The sequence below is a fragment of the Rhodovulum strictum genome, from assembly GCF_009649175.1.
GTDB lineage: Bacteria > Pseudomonadota > Alphaproteobacteria > Rhodobacterales > Rhodobacteraceae > Rhodovulum > Rhodovulum strictum.
Map to the genome: position 1 here is coordinate 14,637 of NZ_WJPO01000008.1, position 18,673 is coordinate 33,309.

An 18,673-nucleotide genomic window follows, 5' to 3' on the forward strand; every position below is an offset into this window, starting at 1 on the left:
ATGCGGCCGTGCCACTCTCTCGGGATGCCGAACACAGCCGGATGGGCCTTTCAATGGGCGCCGGGGAAATGAAAACACGGGGGTAATTCACCATGGCTGCCAGCAAGACCCACAGGATCGACATCGCGCGGCGCAGGTTGCTGCTGGGCGCGGGGGGGGCTGCCGCCGCCGCGGGGCTGGGGCTGGCGCCGGGGCGGCTGTTCGCGCAGGAGCCGATCAGCATCGCGGGCATCTATACGGTGCCGGTGGAACAGCAATGGGTCAGCCGCATCCATGTCGCGGCCGAGGCGGCAAAGGCGGCGGGCCAGATCGGCTATGTCTTCAGCGAGAACACCTCGAACACCGATTACCCGCGCGTGATGCGCGAATATGCCGAGCGCGGGGTCAAGCTGATCATCGGCGAGATCTTTGGCGTCGAGCAGGAAGCGCGCGAGGTGGTGCAGGACTATCCCGAAACCGCGTTCCTGCTGGGCTCGTCCTTCCTGGACGATCCGGCCTTTCCGAACCTCGCGGTGTTCGACAACTACATTCAGGATGCGTCCTATCTGTCGGGCATCATCGCGGGGGCGATGACGCAGACCGGCAATATCGGCATGGTCGGCGGTTTTCCGATCCCCGAGGTCAACCGGCTGATGCATGCCTTCATGGCGGGCGTGCGCGAGACGCGTCCGGATGCGCGGTTCCAGGTCAGCTTCATCGGGTCGTGGTTCGATCCGCCCAAGGCCAAGGAAACCGCATTCGCGATGATCGAGGCGGGGGCGGATCTGCTCTATGCCGAACGCTTCGGGGTGTCGGATGCCGCAAAGGAACGCGGCGTTCTGGCCATCGGCAACGTGATCGACACGCAGGCGGATTATCCCGAAACGGTTGTCGCCTCGGCGCTGTGGCATTTCGAGCCGACATTGCAGGCCGCGCTGGCGCGGGTGGCGGACGGCACGTTCGAGGCGGCGAATTACGGGCTCTATTCCTTCATGAAGGAAGGCGGCTGTTCGCTGGCGCCCCTGGGCACGTTCGAGGGCAAGGTGCCGCAAGCCGCACTCGATCTGGTGGCCGAACGCGAGGCGGCGATCCGGGCGGGCAGTTTCGAGGTCGCGATCAACGATGACGAGCCCAAGTCGTCCTGATGACCGGGCGCGAGGTCGTCCTGCGCCTTGAGGGGATCACCAAGAGGTTCGGCAAGCTTACCGCGAACGATGCCATCGGCTTCGCCCTGCACAGGGGCGAAGTCCTTGCGCTGCTGGGGGAAAACGGCGCGGGCAAGACCACGCTGATGAACATCCTGTTCGGCCATTACACCGCCGATTCCGGAACGGTCGAGGTTTTCGGCAAGATGTTGCCCCCCGGTGCGCCCGGCGCGGCGCTGGCGGCGGGCGTGGGCATGGTGCATCAGCATTTCACGCTGGCGGGCAATCTGACTGTGCTGGAAAACATCCTGCTGGGCACGCGGCCACTGTTCGGGCCGGGGCTTGGCCGGGCCGAGGCGCGGGCGCGGGTCGAGCGATTGTCGCGCGATTTCGGGCTGGCGGTGCATGCGGATGCCAAGGTCAAGACGCTGTCGGTGGGCGAACGCCAGCGGGTCGAGATCCTGAAGGCGCTTTATCGCGAGGCGCGGATCCTGATCCTGGACGAACCGACCGCCGTCCTGACCCCGCAGGAAAGCGAGGCGCTGTTTGCGACGCTGAAACGGGCGGTGGCGCAGGGGCTGTCGATCATCTTCATCTCGCACAAGCTGCATGAGGTGATGGCGGTGTCCGACCGGGTGGTGGTGCTGCGCCATGGCAAGGTGGCGGGCGAGGTGGCGACGGCGCAGACCGACCGGCATCTTCTGGCCGAACTGATGGTGGGCGCAGAGGTCGCCCTGCCCCATCCCGCGCCGGGCATCGCGGGTGCGACGCTGATGGAACTGCGCGATGTCTCGACCCCGGCCGAGGGCAACCGCAGCGGGCTTTGCCGGGTTTCGCTTGCGCTGCGGGCGGGCCAGATCACGGGGCTTGCAGGCGTTTCGGGCAATGGGCAGGGGGCGCTGGCCGATCTGGTCTCGGGGTTGATCGCGCCCGAAAGCGGGGCGCTGCTGGTCGGCGGGGCGGAGGTCAGCGGCTGGAGCCCGCGCGCGGCGCTGGCCGCCGGTGTCGGCCGCATCCCCGAGGATCGCCATGCGACCGGGTCCATTGCCGATTTCACCCTGACCGAAAACGCGGTGCTTGAGGGCTATGCGCAGGCCCCGTTCAGCCGGCGGGGCTGGATCGACTGGCGCCGCGCGCGTGCCCATGCCGAGGCGATCATCGCGAAATACGATGTGCGCTGCCCCGGCCCCGAGGCGCGCATCCGGCTGCTATCCGGGGGCAACATGCAGAAGCTGATCCTGGGCCGCGCGCTGGAGGCCACCCCGCGGATCATCCTGGCGAACCAGCCGGTGCGGGGGCTTGATATCGGGGCGCTGACCTATGTGCAGGAACGGCTGATCGCGGCGCGGGATGCGGGCGCGGCAGTGTTGCTGATTTCCGAGGATCTGGACGAGATCCGGGTTCTGTCGGACGTGATCCATGTGATTTCTGCGGGCCGCCTGTCGCCGCCCTTTGCGCGGGGGTCGAAGACGCCTGCGGAACTGGGCGTCTGGATGGCCGGACAGGGGTTTGCCGATGCGGCTTGAACCTGTGGCCGATCCCGGCCTTGTGCGGCTGATCGGCCTGCCTGTACTGGCGCTGGCGGCGACGGTCGGGGTTGCCTCGGTGCTGGCGATGCTGGCGGGGGCCAATCCGCTTGCGGTGCTGGGGCTGATCGTTCAGGGCGCGGCGGGGTCGAAATTCGCAGCCCTTGAAACGCTGAACCGGGCGACGCCGCTGATCTTTACCGGGCTGGCCGTGGCCGTCGCGTTCCGCGCGAAGCTGTGGAATATCGGCGCCGAGGCGCAGCTTTATGCGGGCGCGCTGATGACTGTGGTGATCGGCACGCAACTGGGCCTGCCGGGCATGCTGGCGCTGCCGCTGATGGCGGGGGCGGCGATCCTGACCGGCGGGCTGGTGCTGCTGGGGCCGGTCCTGTTGAAGGTGCGGCTGGGCGTGGACGAGGTGGTGACCACGCTTCTGTTCAATTTCATCATGCTTCTGTTCGTGTCGATGCTGCTGGAAGGGGTGCTGAAGGATCCGATGGGCATGGGCTGGCCGAAATCCCCTGCCCTGCCGCGCGATGCCCGCCTGCCGCGCATCGTCGAGGGGCTTCGGCTGCATTGGGGGTTCGGGCTGGCGCTGATCTCGGCGGTGCTGGTCTGGGTGATCCAGGTCAAGACGACGCTGGGCTATGAAATCCGCGCCGTGGGCCAGAACCCGCAGGCGGCGCGGTTCGCCGGGATCCCGGTGGGCCGGGTGATGGTCAAGACGGCGCTGTTGTCGGGGGGGCTGGCGGCGATGGCCGGGTTTTCCGAGGTGGCGGGGCTGAAGGGGAGCCTGACGCTCGATCTGTCGCCGGGCTTTGGCTATACGGGCATCGTGGTCGCGATGCTGGCGCTGCTGCATCCCTTGGGCGTTGTCCTCTCGGCGATCTTCGTGGCGGGGGTCTTTGTCGGGGCGAACTCGATGAGCCGGGCGGCCGAGGTGCCGACCTATATCGCCGATATATCGGTCGCGACGGCGCTGTTGTTCATGGTGCTGGCGATCCTCTTGACCCGGTTTCGCGTGGTGAGGGGCTGATGGAGATTTTCGAGATCCTTCTGTCCGCCAGCTTCTGGGCCGCGGTGCTGCGCATCGCCTCGCCGCTGATCCTTGCCACGATGGGGGAATTGATCTGCGAGCGCGCAGGCGTGCTGAACCTCGGGATCGAGGGGATCATGGTCTTTGGCGCCTTTGCGGGCTGGATCGCGGTCTATGCGGGGCTCGGGCTCTGGCCCGGGGTGCTGGTGGCCTTTGCCAGCGGGGCGATGTTCGGGCTGGTCCATGCCACGCTGACCGTGCCTTTCGGGCTGTCGCAGCATGTGGTGGGGCTGGGGATCACGCTGCTGGCGACATCGTCCGCCTATTACGCCTATCGGCTGGCGCTGCCGCAGGTGACAAGCCCGCCGCGGATCACGCCGTTCCAGCCGCTGAACATCCCGGTTCTGTCGGATATCCCGTTTCTGGGCCCGGCGCTGTTTTCCCAGACCGCGCTGACCTATCTGGCCTTTGCCAGTGTCGCGGTCGTGGCGCTGGTGCTGTTCCGCACGCCGCTGGGGCTGGCGCTGCGGGCGGCGGGCGAGAACCCCGCGGCGGTCGAGGCGCAGGGGCTGTCGGTGACGGCGCTGCGGATGGGGGCGGTGATGGTCGGCTCGGGGCTGATGGCGGTGGGCGGCGCATTCCTGACCATGTCGGCCTTCGATTCCTTCTTTTTCGAGATGGTGAACGGGCGGGGCTGGATCTGCATCGCGCTGGTGGTGTTCGGGGCCTGGATGCCGGGCAAGGCGCTGCTGGGCGCGCTTCTGTTCGCCGGGTTCGATGCGTTGCAGATCCGGATGCAGCAGACGCCGATGGGCGCGCATGTGCCCTATCAGGTGTTCCTGATGGTGCCCTATGTGCTGTCGATCCTGGCGCTGGTGCTGATGTCGCGCCGGGTCGAGGTGCCCGCGGCGCTGATGGTGCCCTATAATCGCGGAGAGCGCTGAATGGCCGAGTTCGATATCCTTGTGCGGGGCGGCACCCTGCCCGACGGGCGTGTGGCCGATATCGGCACGCGGGGGGCGCGCATCGCAGCGGTGGGCGATCTGGCGGGGTCAAGCGCGGGGCGCGTGATCGAGGCCGCGGGCGATCTGGTCAGCCCGCCCTTCGTGGACCCGCATTTCCATCTGGACGCGACGCTGAGCTATGGCACGCCGCGGATCAATGCCTCGGGCACGCTGCTGGAGGGGATCGCGCTGTGGGGGGAGTTGAAGGCACAGGCCACGGTCGAGGAGATGGTCGAGCGGGCGCTTTGCTATTGCGACTGGGCGGCAAGCATGGGCCTGCTGGCGATCCGCAGCCATGTCGATACCTGCGATGACGACCTGAAGGGCGTGCAGGCGCTGCTGCATGTGCGGGACGTGGTGAAGCCCTGGCTCGACCTGCAACTGGTGGCCTTTCCGCAGGACGGGTTCTTTCGCGACCCCAATGCGCAGGCCAACACGCTGCGCGCGCTGGACATGGGCGTGGATGTGGTGGGCGGCATCCCGCATTTCGAACGCACCATGGAGGAGGGCCGCGCGTCGGTCCGGGCGCTGTGCGAGATCGCGGCGGAGCGCGGGCTGCTGGTCGACATGCATTGCGACGAGACCGACGATCCGCTGTCACGCCATGTCGAGACGCTGGCCCATGAGGCGCAGCGGCTGGGGCTACAGGGGCGGGTGGCGGGCAGTCACCTGACCTCGATGCATTCGATGGACAATTACTATGTGTCCAAGCTGCTGCCGCTGATGGCCGAGGCCGGGATTGCCGCCATCCCCAATCCGCTGATCAACATCGTGCTTCAGGGCCGCCATGACAGCTATCCCAAGCGGCGCGGGCTGACCCGGGTCAAGGAAATGCAGGCGCATGGCATCCTTGTCGGCTGGGGGCAGGATTGCGTGCGCGATCCGTGGTACAGCCTTGGCACGGCGGACATGCTGGATGTGGCCTTCATGGGGCTGCATGTGGCGCAGATGACGTCACCGGCCGAGATGCGGCGCTGTTTCGACATGGTGACGGTCGAGAATGCGCGGATCATGGGGCTGGAGGGCTACGGGCTGCACGAGGGCGCGGTTGCCTCGCTGGTGGTGCTGGATGCGGGCGATCCGGTCGAGGCGATCCGGCTGCGCCCAGACCGGCTGGCGGTGATCGCCAAGGGCAGGCTGGTGGCGGAAAAGGCGCGCAACGACACGCTTCTGGCGCTGGACGGGCGGCCCGCGACGGTGCGGCGGCGGCATCGGCCCGGGACGCTGGGCTGAGCGCACCAGAACGGAAAAGGCCCCGCCGGGGCGGGGCCTTGTCGCGCAGACGATTGCCTGCGAAGGATCAGTTCTTCGGCTCGAACCCCATGCGGGTGCCCATCGCCACCATGTCGGCCAGCATCTTGGCCGAGGCGTCGACGATCTCGGCCTTGGCTTCGCGATGCGCAGCGCGGGCGGCGGCGATCATTTCCTCGATCATCTCCTGCGTGACCTCCTCGATCGCGTGGGACCGCTCGGCCAGAACGGTCGCGCGGTCGGACGTGATCTCGGCGAAGCCGCCGGTCACCAGATATTTCTGGCTGCCCTTCTCGGTGAACACCTCGAGCACGCCGGGACGCAGCGTGGTGATCATCGGGGCGTGCTTGGGCAGCGCGGTCAGATCGCCCTCGAAGCCCGGAATGACGACCTGAATGGCCCGTTCCGAGGCGACGCGGCGCTCGGGCGCGACGAGGTCGAATTGCAGCGTGTCGGCCATGATGCCTCCTTGGAAAACGCGCGCCGGGCGGGATCACCCGGCGCCATGTGCCCGATCAGGCGGCTTCGGCCGCCATCTTCTCGGCCTTGGCGATCACCTCGTCGATGCCGCCCACCATGTAGAAGGCCGCCTCGGGCAGGTGGTCGAATTCACCCGCCACGACGCGCTTGAAGCTGTCGATGGTCTTTTCCAGCGGCACCTGCACCCCGTCCGAACCGGTGAACACCTTGGCCACGTCGAAGGGCTGCGACAGGAAGCGCTGGATCTTGCGGGCGCGGGCCACGGTCAGCTTGTCCTCTTCGGACAGTTCGTCCATGCCGAGGATCGCGATGATGTCCTGCAGCGACTTGTAACGTTGCAGGATGCCCTGCACGTCGCGGGCCACCTGGTAATGCTCTTCGCCGACGATCGCCGGATCGAGGATCCGCGACGAGGAGTCGAGCGGGTCCACCGCCGGGTAGATGCCAAGCTCCGAGATCGCGCGCGACAGCACGGTCGTGGCGTCGAGGTGGGCGAAGGTGGTGGCGGGCGCGGGGTCGGTGAGGTCGTCCGCGGGAACGTAGACGGCCTGGATCGAGGTGATCGATCCCGCCTTGGTCGAGGTGATGCGTTCCTGCATCTGGCCCATGTCGGTGGCCAGCGTCGGCTGGTAGCCCACCGCCGAGGGGATGCGGCCCAGAAGCGCCGACACCTCGGACCCCGCCTGGGTAAAGCGGAAGATGTTGTCGACGAAGAACAGCACGTCGGTCCCGGACTGGTCGCGGAACTGTTCGGCCAGCGTCAGGCCGGTCAGCGCGACGCGGGCGCGCGCGCCGGGCGGCTCGTTCATCTGGCCATAGACCAGCGCCACCTTGGATTCCGACAGGTTGTCGATCTTGATGACTTCGGAATCCATCATCTCGTGGTAGAGGTCGTTGCCCTCACGGGTCCGCTCGCCCACACCGGCGAACACGGAATAGCCCGAGTGCACCTTGGCGATGTTGTTGATCAGTTCCATGATCAGAACGGTCTTGCCCACCCCGGCGCCGCCGAAGAGGCCCACCTTGCCGCCCTTGGAATAGGGCGCGAGCAGGTCGATGACCTTGATGCCGGTCACGAGGATGTCGGACGAGGTCGCCTGTTCGGCGAATTCGGGGGCCGGCTGGTGGATGGAACGGGTCTCCTTGGCCACGATGGGGCCCTTCTCGTCGATCGGCTCGCCGATGACGTTGAGGATACGCCCGAGCGTGGCATCGCCCACCGGCACCGAGATCGGGCCGCCGGTATCGGTGACGCGGGCACCGCGCACCAGTCCTTCGGTCGCGTCCATCGCGATCGTGCGCACGGTGTTCTCGCCAAGGTGCTGGGCCACTTCCAGCACCAGCCGCTTGCCGTTGTTGTCGGTTTCCAGCGCGTTCAGAATTTCGGGCAGGTGGGCCTCGAACTGCACGTCGACGACGGCGCCGATCACCTGGGTGATTTTGCCTACAGCGTTTGCCATTGCGTTTCTCCGGTTCCGCTAGAGCGCCTCGGCGCCCGAAATGATTTCGATGAGTTCCTTGGTGATCGCAGCCTGGCGCGAGCGGTTATACTCGATGGTCAGCCGGTCGATCATGTCGCCCGCGTTGCGGGTGGCGCTGTCCATGGCCGACATCCGCGCGCCCTGTTCCGAGGCGCCGTTTTCCAGCAGGGCGGCAAAGATCTGGGTGGCCACACCGCGGGGCAGCAGGTCGGCCATGATCTCGCCCTCGGTCGGCTCGAAGCTGTAGATGGTCGAGAAGGCGGTCGGCGCCTCGAACACCGCCGGGATGATCTGCTGGACCGTCGGCTCCTGGCTGATGACCGAGCGGAAGCGGCTGAAGAAGATCGTCGCGACGTCGAATTCGCCGGCCTTGAACCGCTCGATCAGGTCGTCGGTGATCTGGCGGGCGGTGTCATAGCCCACGCGCTTGACCTCGGACAGGTCGATATGGCCCACCATCAGGTCGTTGAAGTCGCGTTTCAGCTGTTCGCGGCCCTTGCGGCCCACGGTGAGGATCTTGACCGTCTTACCCTGGCGGATCAGGTCGTTGATCCGGCCCCGCGCCTGCCGCACGATGGACGAGTTGAACGCCCCGCACAGGCCGCGCTCGGCGGTCATCACCACCAGCATGTGGACCTTGTCCGACCCGGTGCCGACCAGCAGCCGGGGCGCGTTGGCGGCCCCGGTGGAGGACGCGGCAAGGCCGGACATCACCTTCTGCATCTGCTCGGCATAGGGGCGCGCGGCTTCGGCGGCCTCCTGGGCGCGGCGGAGCTTGGCCGCCGCGACCATCTGCATGGCCTTGGTGATCTTCCGCGTGTTCTTCACGCTTCCGATCCGGTTCTTCAGATCCTTGAGGCTGGGCATCTATCCGATCCTGACCCGCGGCTTAGGCGAACGTCTTGGCGAATTCGTCGAGCGCGGCCTTGACCTTGTCTTCCAGCTCGCCCTTCACCTTGCGGTCGTTGTTGGTGATGTCGTCCAGAAGCGCCTGATGCTTGGAGCGCAGGAAGTTCAGCAGCGCCGTTTCGTACCGGCCGACATCCTTGACCGCCACCTTGTCGAGATAGCCGTTGGTGCCCGCAAAGATCACGCAGACGATTTCGGCGTTGGTCAGCGGCGAGTATTGCGGCTGCTTCATCAGTTCGGTCAGACGCGCGCCGCGGTTCAGCAGGCGCTGGGTCGAGGCGTCGAGATCGGAGCCGAACTGCGCGAAGGCCGCCATCTCGCGGTACTGCGCGAGCGACAGTTTCACCGGGCCGGCGACCGAGGACATCGCCTTGGTCTGGGCCGAGGAGCCCACGCGGCTGACCGACAGACCGGTGTTCACTGCCGGGCGGATGCCCTGGTAGAACAGGTCGGTTTCGAGGAAGATCTGGCCGTCGGTGATCGAGATCACGTTGGTCGGGATATAGGCCGACACGTCACCCGCCTGGGTTTCGATGATCGGCAGCGCGGTCAGCGAACCTGCGCCGTGATCCTCGTTCAGCTTGGCCGAACGCTCCAGCAGGCGGGAGTGCAGGTAGAACACGTCGCCCGGATAGGCTTCGCGCCCCGGGGGACGGCGCAGCAGCAGCGACATCTGGCGATAGGCGACGGCCTGTTTCGACAGGTCGTCATAGATCATCAGCGCGTGGCGGCCGTTGTCGCGGAAATATTCGCCCATCGCGGTCGCCGAATAGGGCGCGAGGAACTGCATCGGCGCGGGGTCGGAGGCGGTCGCGGCAACGACGATCGAATAGGCCATGGCGCCGGTTTCTTCCAGCTTCTTCACCAGCTGGGCAACGGTCGAGCGCTTCTGGCCCACGGCGACATAGACGCAGTAGAGCTTCTTGCTCTCGTCGTCGCCGGCGGCCTCGTTATAGGATTTCTGGTTCAGGATCGCATCGAGCGCCACCGCGGTCTTGCCGGTCTGGCGGTCGCCGATGATCAGTTCGCGTTGGCCGCGGCCGATCGGGATCATGGCGTCGACCGATTTCAGGCCGGTGGCCATCGGTTCATGCACCGACTTGCGCGGGATGATGCCCGGCGCCTTGACATCGGCGACGCGGCGTTCGGTCGTCGCGATCGGACCCTTGCCGTCGATCGGGTTGCCCAGCGCGTCGACCACGCGGCCCAGAAGCGCGTCGCCCACCGGCACGTCCACGATCGAATTGGTGCGCTTGACGGTGTCGCCTTCCTTGATCTCGCGGTCCGAGCCGAAGATCACGATGCCGACATTGTCCACTTCGAGGTTTAGCGCCATGCCGCGGATGCCGCCGGGGAATTCCACCATCTCGCCGGCCTGCACGTTGTCGAGGCCATGGACACGGGCAATCCCGTCGCCGACCGACAGAACGCGGCCCACCTCTGCGACTTCGGCCTGCTGACCGAAGTTCTTGATCTGCTCCTTGAGGATCGCAGAGATCTCAGCTGCTTGGATACCCATTTATCCGACCTCTTTCATGGTGTTCTGGAGAGCACTGAGCCGCGCGCGGATCGAGGTGTCGATCATCTTCGAGCCCAGCTTGACGACGAGGCCACCGATGAGACGTTCATCGACGGTGGCGTTGATCTTTACATCCTTGCCGGCATTGGCCTTGAGCGCGGCGGCAAGCTTGGCCTTCTGCGCGTCCGACAGCGGCCGGGCCGAGACGACATCGGCGCTGATCTCGCCCTTGTAGTCGGCGATCAGCGCACGCAGTTGCGCGATCAGCTGGGGCAGCGCGAAAAGCCGGCGCTTGGTCGCCATCAGGCGCATGGTGTTCGAGGTCATCAGACCGATGCCGATGCGCGGCGCGATGGCGGCAATGGCGTAGGACTGCTCGTCGCGGGAATAGATCGGCGAAGCGACCAGATCGCGGAAATCGGCGCTGTCCTTCAGCACCGCGTCGATCTTGTCCACATCGCCCTCAAGCGCGGCGACGGCATTGGCATCCTTCGCGATCTCGAACAGAGCGGTGGCGTATCGCGCGGCGATGCCGGACGAAATCGAGGCTGGTTCGGACACGTCAACCCTTCCGATGTCTATGGCCCCTGTCAAAGCCGTGGAGGACGGAGAGGGGCAGATCAAGCGGCGCACCCTTGCGGGCACGCTCCGAAATCGGCGTGGGTGTAGCAGAGGCAGCGGCACCTCGCAACCGCCTATGAGCCCCCATTCGCACGCTTGTCACGGTCGCGCCGCACGCCGTCTTTGGCAAGCGGAATCATGGCCCGGGAACGCGGCGCGCAGGCGCATGCCGCAGAGCAGCGAAACCCCATGATTGGCGGGGTTCAGGCCGGTTCCGGGCCGGGTGTCGGCAGCCCTTCGAGGATGCGCAGCGGACGCGGCAACCCGTTCTTCACGGCCAGCCCGGTCGGGCGGTAGACGCGCTTGGTCGCCTCCACGATCAGCACACCGCCCGCGTAATAGGCAGAGATGCGACGGCCCGCATTTTCCCACATCCCCGCGGTTCTGAGCCAGAATCGTCGCGCGGTGGGCGGTGCGAACAGGGCCGCGCGATGGCTTTCGGGCTCGAAGCCGTGATGGCGCAGTTGCGATTCGAGCTGGCCGTTGGAATAGGGCCGCCCGAAGCCGAAGGGCGTGCCGTCGCGCCGCGCCCACAGCCCCGAGCGGTTCGGCACGACAAAGAGCGCCCGCCCCCCGGGGCCAAGCACGCGCGATGCCTCCTCCAGAACAGCGGCGGGGTTCTCCGAGGTTTCCAGCCCGTGCAGCACGATCAGCTTGTCCACGAACCCGTCCGGCAGGGGCCAGGCGGTTTCCTCGCACAGGACCGAGACATTGTCCTGCCCGCCGGGCCAGGGCATCACCCCCTGCTGGCCGGGCATCAGCGCGATCACCCGGCGCGCGTCATGGGTGAAGGGGCGCATCAGCGGCACGGCAAAGCCGAAGCCCGCCACGGTCTGGCCCTTGGCCTCGGGCCAGATACCGACCACCTGATCGCGGATTGCCCGCTGGGCCACGCGCCCCAGATTGGTGCGGTAGTAGAAATTCCTCAGGTCCAGGACGTCCAGATGCATTGCGGCGCGTGCTGCCTTCGGGCCAGGGTTCAGGACCAAGATAGCCAAGCCGAGAAAGAATGCCATGCCCCTGGAGATCGTGACCGTCCCCTGCCTGAGCGACAATTACGCCTATCTGGCACATGACCCGGCGACCGGCGCGACGGCGGTGATCGACGCGCCCGAGGCCGCGCCCATCGAGGCCGCGCTGGCCGAACGCGGCTGGCGGCTGAGCGATATCCTGATCACCCATCACCACCACGACCATGTGGGCGGCGTCGAGGCGCTGCGCACGGCCCATGGCGCGCGGGTCACGGGGGCGGCGGCCGATGCCCACCGCCTGCCCAAGCTGGATACCCCCGTGGCAGAGGGGGACAGGGTCCGGATCGGGGACGAAACCGGCGAGGTGCTGGAGGTTCCGGGCCACACGGTCGGCCATGTCGCCTATCACTTCGCCGGATCGGGCGCGGTCTTTACCGCCGACAGCCTGATGGCGCTGGGCTGCGGGCGGCTGTTCGAGGGCACGCCCGAGATGATGTGGACGAGCCTGTGCAGGCTGGCCGCCCTGCCCCCCGAAACGCTGGTCTTTTCGGGCCATGAATACACCGCCGCGAACGGGCGTTTCGCGCGGACGATCGAGCCCGACAACGCGGCGCTGGCGGCCCGGCTGGACAAGGTCGCGGCGCTGCGCGCGGCAGGCCAGCCCACCGTTCCCGTGCCCCTGTCCGAGGAACTGGCGACGAATCCGTTCCTGCGCGCGGGGCTCGCCGGTGTGAAGCGGGCACTGGGGATGACGGACGCCCCGGACGCGGCGGTGTTTGCCGAGATCCGCAGCCGCAAGGACCGTTTCTAGCCCCGGCCGAAGTGCCGAAAAACACGGCGTTTCCGGAATGGCGGCCAAGAATTGAACAGAAAAAACTTGAAGCCCGCCAACAAACACCAAAACTTAACCTTGAGAGACCAAGGTCGGAGCAGGTGTTGCCCCCCGGCCGCAGGAAAAAAGGAGCGCGTCTCGTGCCTTCGTTTTCGAACACACTCGAGCAAGCCATCCACGCCGCGCTCGCCCTCGCCAATGCCCGACGTCACGAACTGGCCACGCTGGAGCATCTGCTTCTGGCGCTGATCGACGAACCGGATGCCGCCAAGGTGATGCGGGCCTGTTCGGTCGACATGGACGAGCTGCGCAAGACGCTGACAGATTTCATCGAGGACGAGCTGTCGACGCTGGTCACCGATATCGAAGGATCGGAGGCGGTGCCGACCGCCGCCTTCCAGCGCGTGATCCAGCGCGCCGCGATCCATGTCCAGAGTTCGGGCCGGACCGAGGTTACCGGCGCCAATGTGCTGGTCGCGATCTTTGCCGAACGGGAATCGAACGCGGCCTATTTCCTTCAGGAACAGGACATGACGCGCTATGACGCGGTTAATTTCATCGCCCATGGCGTCGCCAAGGATCCGTCCTTTGGCGAGCATCGCCCGGTCACCGGCGCCAACGAGTTCGAGGAAGAGGTCCAGCCCTCGGGCCAGTCCGAAAGCACCGACTCCCGCGAGTCCGCGCTGGGCAAGTATTGCGTCGACCTGAACGCCAAGGCGCGCAAGGGCGATGTCGACCCGCTGATCGGCCGCGAACAGGAGGTGGAACGCTGCATCCAGGTGCTGTGCCGCCGCCGCAAGAACAACCCGCTGCTGGTCGGCGATCCGGGCGTGGGCAAGACCGCCATCGCCGAGGGGCTGGCGCGCAAGATCGTCACCGGCGAAACGCCCGAGGTTCTGGCGAAATCGACGATCTATTCGCTGGACATGGGCGCGCTGCTGGCCGGAACCCGCTATCGCGGCGATTTCGAGGAACGGCTGAAATCCGTGGTCAACGAGCTTGAGGACCACCCCGACGCGATCCTGTTCATCGACGAGATCCATACCGTGATCGGCGCGGGGGCCACCTCGGGCGGCGCGATGGATGCCTCGAACCTGCTGAAGCCCGCGCTTCAGGGCGGCAAGCTGCGCTGCATGGGAAGCACGACCTACAAGGAGTTCCGCCAGCACTTCGAGAAGGACCGCGCGCTGTCGCGGCGGTTCCAGAAGATCGACGTGAACGAGCCCACGGTCGAGGACGCGGTCAAGATCCTCAAGGGCCTGAAGCCCTATTTCGAGGAACACCACGACGTGAAGTACACCTCGGACGCGATCCGCACCGCGGTGGAACTGTCGGCGCGCTACATCCACGACCGCAAGCTGCCCGACAAGGCGATCGACGTGATCGACGAGGCGGGCGCGGCCCAGCACCTGCTGGCGGAAAGCAAGCGGCGCAAGACCATCGGTACCAAGGAAATCGAGGCCGTGGTGGCCAAGATCGCCCGGATCCCGCCGAAGAATGTCAGCAAGGACGACGCCAAGGTTCTGAAGGATCTGGAGGTGACGCTCAAGCGCGTGGTCTTTGGCCAGGACAAGGCGATCGAGGCGCTGGCCTCGGCGATCAAGCTGGCCCGGGCCGGTCTGCGCGAACCCGAGAAACCCATCGGCAACTACCTGTTCGCCGGGCCGACCGGGGTGGGCAAGACCGAGGTCGCCAAGCAACTTGCCACCACGCTGGGGGTGGAACTGCTGCGCTTCGACATGTCGGAATACATGGAGAAGCACGCGGTCAGCCGGCTGATCGGTGCCCCGCCCGGCTATGTCGGCTTCGACCAGGGCGGGCTGCTGACGGACGGGGTCGATCAGAACCCGCATTGCGTGCTGCTGCTGGACGAGATCGAAAAGGCGCATCCGGATGTGTTCAACATCCTGTTGCAGGTGATGGACCATGGCAAGCTGACCGACCATAACGGCCGCCAGGTCGATTTCCGCAACGTGGTGCTGATCATGACCTCGAATGCGGGGGCTGCGGAACAGGCCAAGGCCGCCATCGGCTTTGGCCGCGAGCGGCGCGAGGGCGAGGATACGGCGGCCATCGAACGCACCTTCACGCCCGAATTCCGCAACCGTCTGGACGCGGTCATCAGCTTCCAGCCGCTGCCGCGGGAAACCATCCTTCAGGTGGTCGAGAAGTTCGTCCTGCAACTGGAAGCGCAGCTTCTGGATCGCAACGTCACCATCGAACTGACCCGGCCCGCGGCCGAATGGCTGGCCGAAAAGGGCTATGACGACAAGATGGGCGCGCGCCCCCTGGCGCGCGTGATCCAGGAGACGATCAAGAAACCGCTGGCCGAGGAATTGCTGTTCGGCTCGCTCGCCAAGGGCGGAGTCGTCAAGGTGGGCGTCAAGGATGGCGAGATCGACCTGAAGATCGAGGAACCGGAAAAACGCCGGATCGACTCGAAGAAGCCGCCCTTGCTGACGGCTGAATAGACCCGCGCCCTTGCGGACCTGATCCTGTCCCCCGCGGCCTGACCGGCGGCGGGGGATTTCGCTTGGGAAAGCGCGTACCTAGCGTTCGGTCAGTTTCAGTTCGATCCGCCGGTTCTGGGCGCGCCCGGCCTCGGACCCGGCCTCGGCGACCGGGTGGAACTCGCCGAACCCGGCGGCGGCCAGCCGGTCGGGCGGAAAGCCCAGATCGTCGATCATGAAGCGCACGACCGACAGCGCGCGGGCCTGGCTCAGCGCCCAATTGTCGGCGAACTCGGCCCCCGGCGCGAGCGGCACATCGTCGGTATGGCCGTCGACGCGCAGGATCCAGTCGATCTCGGCCGGGATGTCGTCGGCCACGTCGCGCAGGATGGCGACCACATTGGCGATCTGCGCCGCGCCATCGGGCGAAAGCTGCGCACGCGCAGGCTGGAACAGCACCTCGGACGAAAATGCAAAGCGGTCGCCCACGATCCGCACCCCCTCGCGCCCCGCGAGCAGGCGGCGCAATTCGCCAAAGAATTCCGAGCGATAGGTTTCCAGATCGCGCTTTTCCTCGGCCAGCCGCCGCGCTTCTTCCTCAAGCCGCCTGCGCTCGGCCTCTTCCAGATCGGCGCGGGCGCGTTGCTCGGCGGCGGCGCGGGCAAGGGCTGCGTTCAGCCGGTTGCCCAGCGTTTCGATCTGCACCTGCGCCGCCGCGTCGCGCGCGGTCGCCTCGTCCAGAAGCCCCTGGAGATCGCCCAGTTCGGCGCGCAGGGCCGCGATCTGGCGGTTCAGCAGGGTCAGGCGGCGCTGGCTTTCGGCTGACAGCGCCTCTTCCTCGGCCAGCGCGCGATTGGCCTGGGCCAGAAGGGCGGCGCGGCGGTCGGCCTCGGTCAGCGTTTCGGCGGCCTGCGTCTCGGCCGCGGCGCGGGCGGCATCGGCGGCGGCCAGCAGGGTCAGCGTCTCTTCGGCACGGGCGCGTTCGGCCTCCAGCGCCAGCGTGGTCGCGGTCAGGGCGTCCTCGGCCCCGGCAAGCCGGTCGCGCAGCACCGCGGCCGCCGCCGCCTCGGCCAGCCGCGCGGCCTCTTCTTCGGACAGGTCGGCCTGAAGCGAGGCAACCTCGTCCGCCAGTGCGGCGCGTGCGGCTTCGGTCCCGGCCTGCTCGGCCCGCAGATCGGCGATCAGCGCCTCAAGCGCCTCGCGCCGGGCCGCGGCCAGCCGGGCGGCCTCGGCCTGGGCATCGACTTCGGCGCGGGTCGCGGCCAGCGTGCGGGCAAGGCGTTCCTGTTCGGACAGCAACCCCGCGCGTTCGGTTTCCAGCTCTGCCACCCGGGCCGCCCGCGCCTCGGCCTCGGCCCGCGCCGTCCCCAGCGCGCCGGTCAGGCTGCCGATCTGCTGTTCCAGTTCGGCCCCGCGGCGGCGTTCCATCCCCAGCGCATCGGACAGCGCGGCAATCTCGCTGCCCAGTTGGGACAGTTCGCTTTCCTGATCCGAAATCGTGTCGCGCAGCACTTCCTGCACGATCATGAAGATCGACAGCACGAACATCAGCACCAGCAGAAGCGCGGTCATGGCATCGACGAAGCCGGGCCAGATCGAGGCCTGAAACCGGTTGCTGCGCCGCGTCAGCGCCATGGGATCAGCTCCACCGCTCGTCCCCGGGGGCAAGCCGCGACAGCACCCGGCCCAGTGCCGCCAGATCGCCGCGCAGGTCGGTCACGGATTCCTGCCGCCCCGAGGACATTTCTTCGAGGATGCGCAAAAGCTGCATGTCGATCGAACGCAGGCGCATCCGCGCCTCGGCATCGGCCATCGCGCCCTCTTCGCCCATCCGCGCCTCGATCGCCGCGGCGGCGCGTTCCTGGCCCTGCGCAACGCGCGCCAGCGCGGCGGTCACGTCCTGACTGTAGCCCAACTGCGCCTCGAGGGCGACGCCCAGCGTTTCCACCGCATCGGCCAGCGCTCCGACCCTGGTTTCCAGTGCCTGACGGGCATCGTCGGCCCGGGCAAAGAGCGCGTGCATCCCCTCCATCTGCTCGGCAAGCTGGTCGAGCGTGGCGGCCAGCAGGCCGGTTTCGGTGCCGCTTTCGCCCTCGCCCTCGCCCGCGGACAGGCCGATCCGGGTGATGGTGGACAGCCATTCCTCAAGCTCGCGGTAGAACCGGTTCTGGCCGTGGCCCGCGAACAGTTCCAGAAGCCCCACCACCAGCGAGCCCGCCAGCCCCAGAAGCGACGAGGAAAACGCCACGCCCATGCCGCCAAGCTGCGCTTCGAGCCCGGTCATCAGCCGCCCGAACACCGCGACGCCGCCTTCGCCTTCCTCTGGCGCAAGCGAGCGGATCGTCTCGACCACCGCGGGAACGGTGGTCGCAAGCCCGTAGAAGGTGCCCAGAAGACCAAGGAAGATCAGAAGGTTGACGATGTAGCGCGTGATGTCGCGCGCTTCCTCGATGCGGGTGGCGACCGAGTCGAGGATCGAGCGGGCCGAGGCCGCGCCGATCTGCATGCGCCGCCCCCGCCGCTTGCGCAACAAGGCCGCCAGCGGGGCCAGAAGCCGCGGCGCGCGGGTCAGTTCATGGCCCGGCCGTCCGGCGGCGAAATCCTCGATCCAGCGCACCGAGGCGATCAGCTGGATCACCTGAAGGAAACAGGCCACCACGCCGACCAGAAACACCAGAAAGATCGCGCCGTTCAGATAAAGATTGGCCAGAAAGACCGGCGCGACCTGCGGATAGGCCAGATAGGCGCCCGCCGCGAACAGCCAGACCGAGACCAGCATCAGCAGGATCTGGCGCCGCGGCCGGGAGAATTGCGGATCGGCCTCGCGCTCGGTCATGGCCATGGGGGCGCCCCGTCCCGATTGATGTCGCCGCTAATTCTAGGGTATCGGACCCGACCGAACAACTATCATTAGGTCTTGAGCGCCCGGACCCGCGCGGCAAGCCAGGCCAGATCCGCATCCTCGATGCCCAGTTCGGCCAGGTGATCGACGGTGTTGAACAGGTATTCGTCGTTCGGCCCCATGCCCCCTGCCGCCCGCGCGATGATCTGCGCCTGGTCTTCCAGCGGCAGCCCGCCGCAATATTGCACATGGTCGGGGTCGATCACATAGGCCAGGCTGGTCAGCCCGTCGGAGCCGTCATCGAACAGCACATCCAGTTCGGTCTCGAAATAGGCCGAGGAAATCAGTTCGCGCTCACGCAGATAGGCCAGCGTCGCGGTTTCGGTGCCGGGCTCGGCGCGCAGGACGACGCCGTGGCATGTGGCACCGGGGGCCGCGTCAAGCGCCAGCACCAGCCCCGGATCGGTCTCGGTCCCGCGATGATGGATCGAGCGCATGCAAAAGCTGCGATGCCAGCCGTCCAGCCGGGCCAGCCGCCGCTCGGCCACCGGAAAACCCGGCTTCCACAGAAGCGAGCCATAGCCGAACACCCACAGCCCGTCGCGCATCGTTCTGGTCCTTGTTGCC

16 protein-coding genes are annotated in these 18,673 nt (G+C 67.0%); 7 read left to right on the top strand and 9 right to left on the bottom strand.

Annotated elements, in window-relative coordinates:
• Window positions 1-92 precede the first annotated feature (92 nt).
• From GH815_RS07065 to GH815_RS07085, 5 genes are read left to right on the top strand one after another with little or no spacing between them, the layout of a single operon-like run.
• Window positions 93-1,124: a BMP family protein gene (locus GH815_RS07065; protein ID WP_153748062.1), complete on the top strand. Its 1,032-nt coding sequence runs from the start codon at window positions 93-95 to the stop codon at window positions 1,122-1,124.
• On the top strand, window positions 1,124-2,650 hold the full coding sequence (locus GH815_RS07070; RefSeq protein WP_153748063.1) for an ABC transporter ATP-binding protein: 1,527 nt from the start codon (window positions 1,124-1,126) through the stop codon (window positions 2,648-2,650). The genes GH815_RS07065 and GH815_RS07070 overlap by 1 nt, the downstream gene beginning before the upstream one ends.
• Window positions 2,640-3,686 carry an ABC transporter permease gene (locus GH815_RS07075; RefSeq protein WP_153748064.1) on the top strand — a complete coding sequence of 349 codons (1,047 nt, stop codon included), beginning with the start codon at window positions 2,640-2,642 and terminating at the stop codon, window positions 3,684-3,686. Before GH815_RS07070 ends, GH815_RS07075 begins: the two co-directional genes overlap by 11 nt.
• Complete coding sequence (locus GH815_RS07080; protein WP_153748065.1) at window positions 3,686-4,630, top strand: ABC transporter permease; 945 nt, start codon at window positions 3,686-3,688, stop codon at window positions 4,628-4,630. The genes GH815_RS07075 and GH815_RS07080 overlap by 1 nt, the downstream gene beginning before the upstream one ends.
• Window positions 4,631-5,923: an amidohydrolase family protein gene (locus tag GH815_RS07085; RefSeq protein ID WP_153748066.1), complete on the top strand. Its 1,293-nt coding sequence runs from the start codon at window positions 4,631-4,633 to the stop codon at window positions 5,921-5,923. It begins immediately after the preceding gene.
• A gap of 67 nt (window positions 5,924-5,990) precedes the next feature.
• Here GH815_RS07085 and GH815_RS07090 read toward each other — a convergent pair whose 3' ends face one another.
• From GH815_RS07090 to GH815_RS07115, 6 genes are all read right to left on the bottom strand, one after another.
• Entirely contained in the window at window positions 5,991-6,401 is a 411-nt protein-coding gene (locus GH815_RS07090) for a F0F1 ATP synthase subunit epsilon (protein ID WP_153748067.1), read from the bottom strand.
• 55 nt (window positions 6,402-6,456) lie between these two features.
• Entirely contained in the window at window positions 6,457-7,881 is a 1,425-nt protein-coding gene (gene atpD, locus GH815_RS07095) for a F0F1 ATP synthase subunit beta (protein WP_153748068.1), read from the bottom strand.
• Window positions 7,882-7,899: 18 nt separating this feature from the next.
• On the bottom strand, window positions 7,900-8,769 hold the full coding sequence (locus GH815_RS07100) for a F0F1 ATP synthase subunit gamma (RefSeq protein ID WP_153748069.1): 870 nt from the start codon (window positions 8,767-8,769) through the stop codon (window positions 7,900-7,902).
• A gap of 22 nt (window positions 8,770-8,791) precedes the next feature.
• A complete protein-coding gene (atpA, locus tag GH815_RS07105; protein WP_153748070.1) occupies window positions 8,792-10,330 on the bottom strand; it encodes a F0F1 ATP synthase subunit alpha in 1,539 nt (512 codons plus the stop codon).
• A complete protein-coding gene (locus GH815_RS07110; RefSeq protein ID WP_343030704.1) occupies window positions 10,331-10,891 on the bottom strand; it encodes a F0F1 ATP synthase subunit delta in 561 nt (186 codons plus the stop codon).
• Between the two features lie 263 nt (window positions 10,892-11,154).
• Complete coding sequence (locus GH815_RS07115; RefSeq protein ID WP_153748072.1) at window positions 11,155-11,901, bottom strand: class I SAM-dependent methyltransferase; 747 nt, start codon at window positions 11,899-11,901, stop codon at window positions 11,155-11,157.
• A gap of 64 nt (window positions 11,902-11,965) precedes the next feature.
• Here GH815_RS07115 and gloB point away from each other — a divergent pair, with 64 nt between their 5' ends.
• Both gloB and clpA read left to right on the top strand, forming a co-directional pair.
• The gene (gene gloB, locus GH815_RS07120; RefSeq protein ID WP_153748073.1) at window positions 11,966-12,733 is read left to right on the top strand and encodes a hydroxyacylglutathione hydrolase; all 768 of its coding nucleotides are present in this window, start codon (window positions 11,966-11,968) and stop codon (window positions 12,731-12,733) included.
• A gap of 161 nt (window positions 12,734-12,894) precedes the next feature.
• Window positions 12,895-15,225: an ATP-dependent Clp protease ATP-binding subunit ClpA gene (gene clpA, locus GH815_RS07125; RefSeq protein ID WP_343030705.1), complete on the top strand. Its 2,331-nt coding sequence runs from the start codon at window positions 12,895-12,897 to the stop codon at window positions 15,223-15,225.
• Window positions 15,226-15,303: 78 nt separating this feature from the next.
• Here clpA and GH815_RS07130 read toward each other — a convergent pair whose 3' ends face one another.
• From GH815_RS07130 to GH815_RS07140, 3 genes are all read right to left on the bottom strand, one after another.
• Complete coding sequence (locus GH815_RS07130) at window positions 15,304-16,839, bottom strand: peptidoglycan -binding protein (RefSeq protein WP_153748074.1); 1,536 nt, start codon at window positions 16,837-16,839, stop codon at window positions 15,304-15,306.
• Window positions 16,840-16,843: 4 nt separating this feature from the next.
• Entirely contained in the window at window positions 16,844-18,046 is a 1,203-nt protein-coding gene (locus GH815_RS07135; RefSeq protein ID WP_153748075.1) for a biopolymer transporter ExbB, read from the bottom strand.
• Between the two features lie 68 nt (window positions 18,047-18,114).
• The gene (locus GH815_RS07140) at window positions 18,115-18,654 is read right to left on the bottom strand and encodes a gamma-glutamylcyclotransferase (RefSeq protein ID WP_153748076.1); all 540 of its coding nucleotides are present in this window, start codon (window positions 18,652-18,654) and stop codon (window positions 18,115-18,117) included.
• Window positions 18,655-18,673: the final 19 nt, after the last annotated feature.

Bases quoted from the DNA above. Each gene is read 5' to 3' on its own strand.
- GH815_RS07065 (WP_153748062.1), top strand. From the start codon at position 93: ATGGCTGCCAGCAAGACCCACAGGATCGACATCGCGCGGCGCAGGTTG.
- GH815_RS07070 (WP_153748063.1), top strand. From the start codon at position 1,124: ATGACCGGGCGCGAGGTCGTCCTGCGCCTTGAGGGGATCACCAAGAGG.
- GH815_RS07075 (WP_153748064.1), top strand. From the start codon at position 2,640: ATGCGGCTTGAACCTGTGGCCGATCCCGGCCTTGTGCGGCTGATCGGC.
- GH815_RS07080 (WP_153748065.1), top strand. From the start codon at position 3,686: ATGGAGATTTTCGAGATCCTTCTGTCCGCCAGCTTCTGGGCCGCGGTG.
- GH815_RS07085 (WP_153748066.1), top strand. From the start codon at position 4,631: ATGGCCGAGTTCGATATCCTTGTGCGGGGCGGCACCCTGCCCGACGGG.
- GH815_RS07090 (WP_153748067.1), bottom strand. From the start codon at position 6,401: ATGGCCGACACGCTGCAATTCGACCTCGTCGCGCCCGAGCGCCGCGTC.
- atpD (WP_153748068.1), bottom strand. From the start codon at position 7,881: ATGGCAAACGCTGTAGGCAAAATCACCCAGGTGATCGGCGCCGTCGTC.
- GH815_RS07100 (WP_153748069.1), bottom strand. From the start codon at position 8,769: ATGCCCAGCCTCAAGGATCTGAAGAACCGGATCGGAAGCGTGAAGAAC.
- atpA (WP_153748070.1), bottom strand. From the start codon at position 10,330: ATGGGTATCCAAGCAGCTGAGATCTCTGCGATCCTCAAGGAGCAGATC.
- GH815_RS07115 (WP_153748072.1), bottom strand. From the start codon at position 11,901: ATGCATCTGGACGTCCTGGACCTGAGGAATTTCTACTACCGCACCAAT.
- gloB (WP_153748073.1), top strand. From the start codon at position 11,966: ATGCCCCTGGAGATCGTGACCGTCCCCTGCCTGAGCGACAATTACGCC.
- GH815_RS07130 (WP_153748074.1), bottom strand. From the start codon at position 16,839: ATGGCGCTGACGCGGCGCAGCAACCGGTTTCAGGCCTCGATCTGGCCC.
- GH815_RS07135 (WP_153748075.1), bottom strand. From the start codon at position 18,046: ATGGCCATGACCGAGCGCGAGGCCGATCCGCAATTCTCCCGGCCGCGG.
- GH815_RS07140 (WP_153748076.1), bottom strand. From the start codon at position 18,654: ATGCGCGACGGGCTGTGGGTGTTCGGCTATGGCTCGCTTCTGTGGAAG.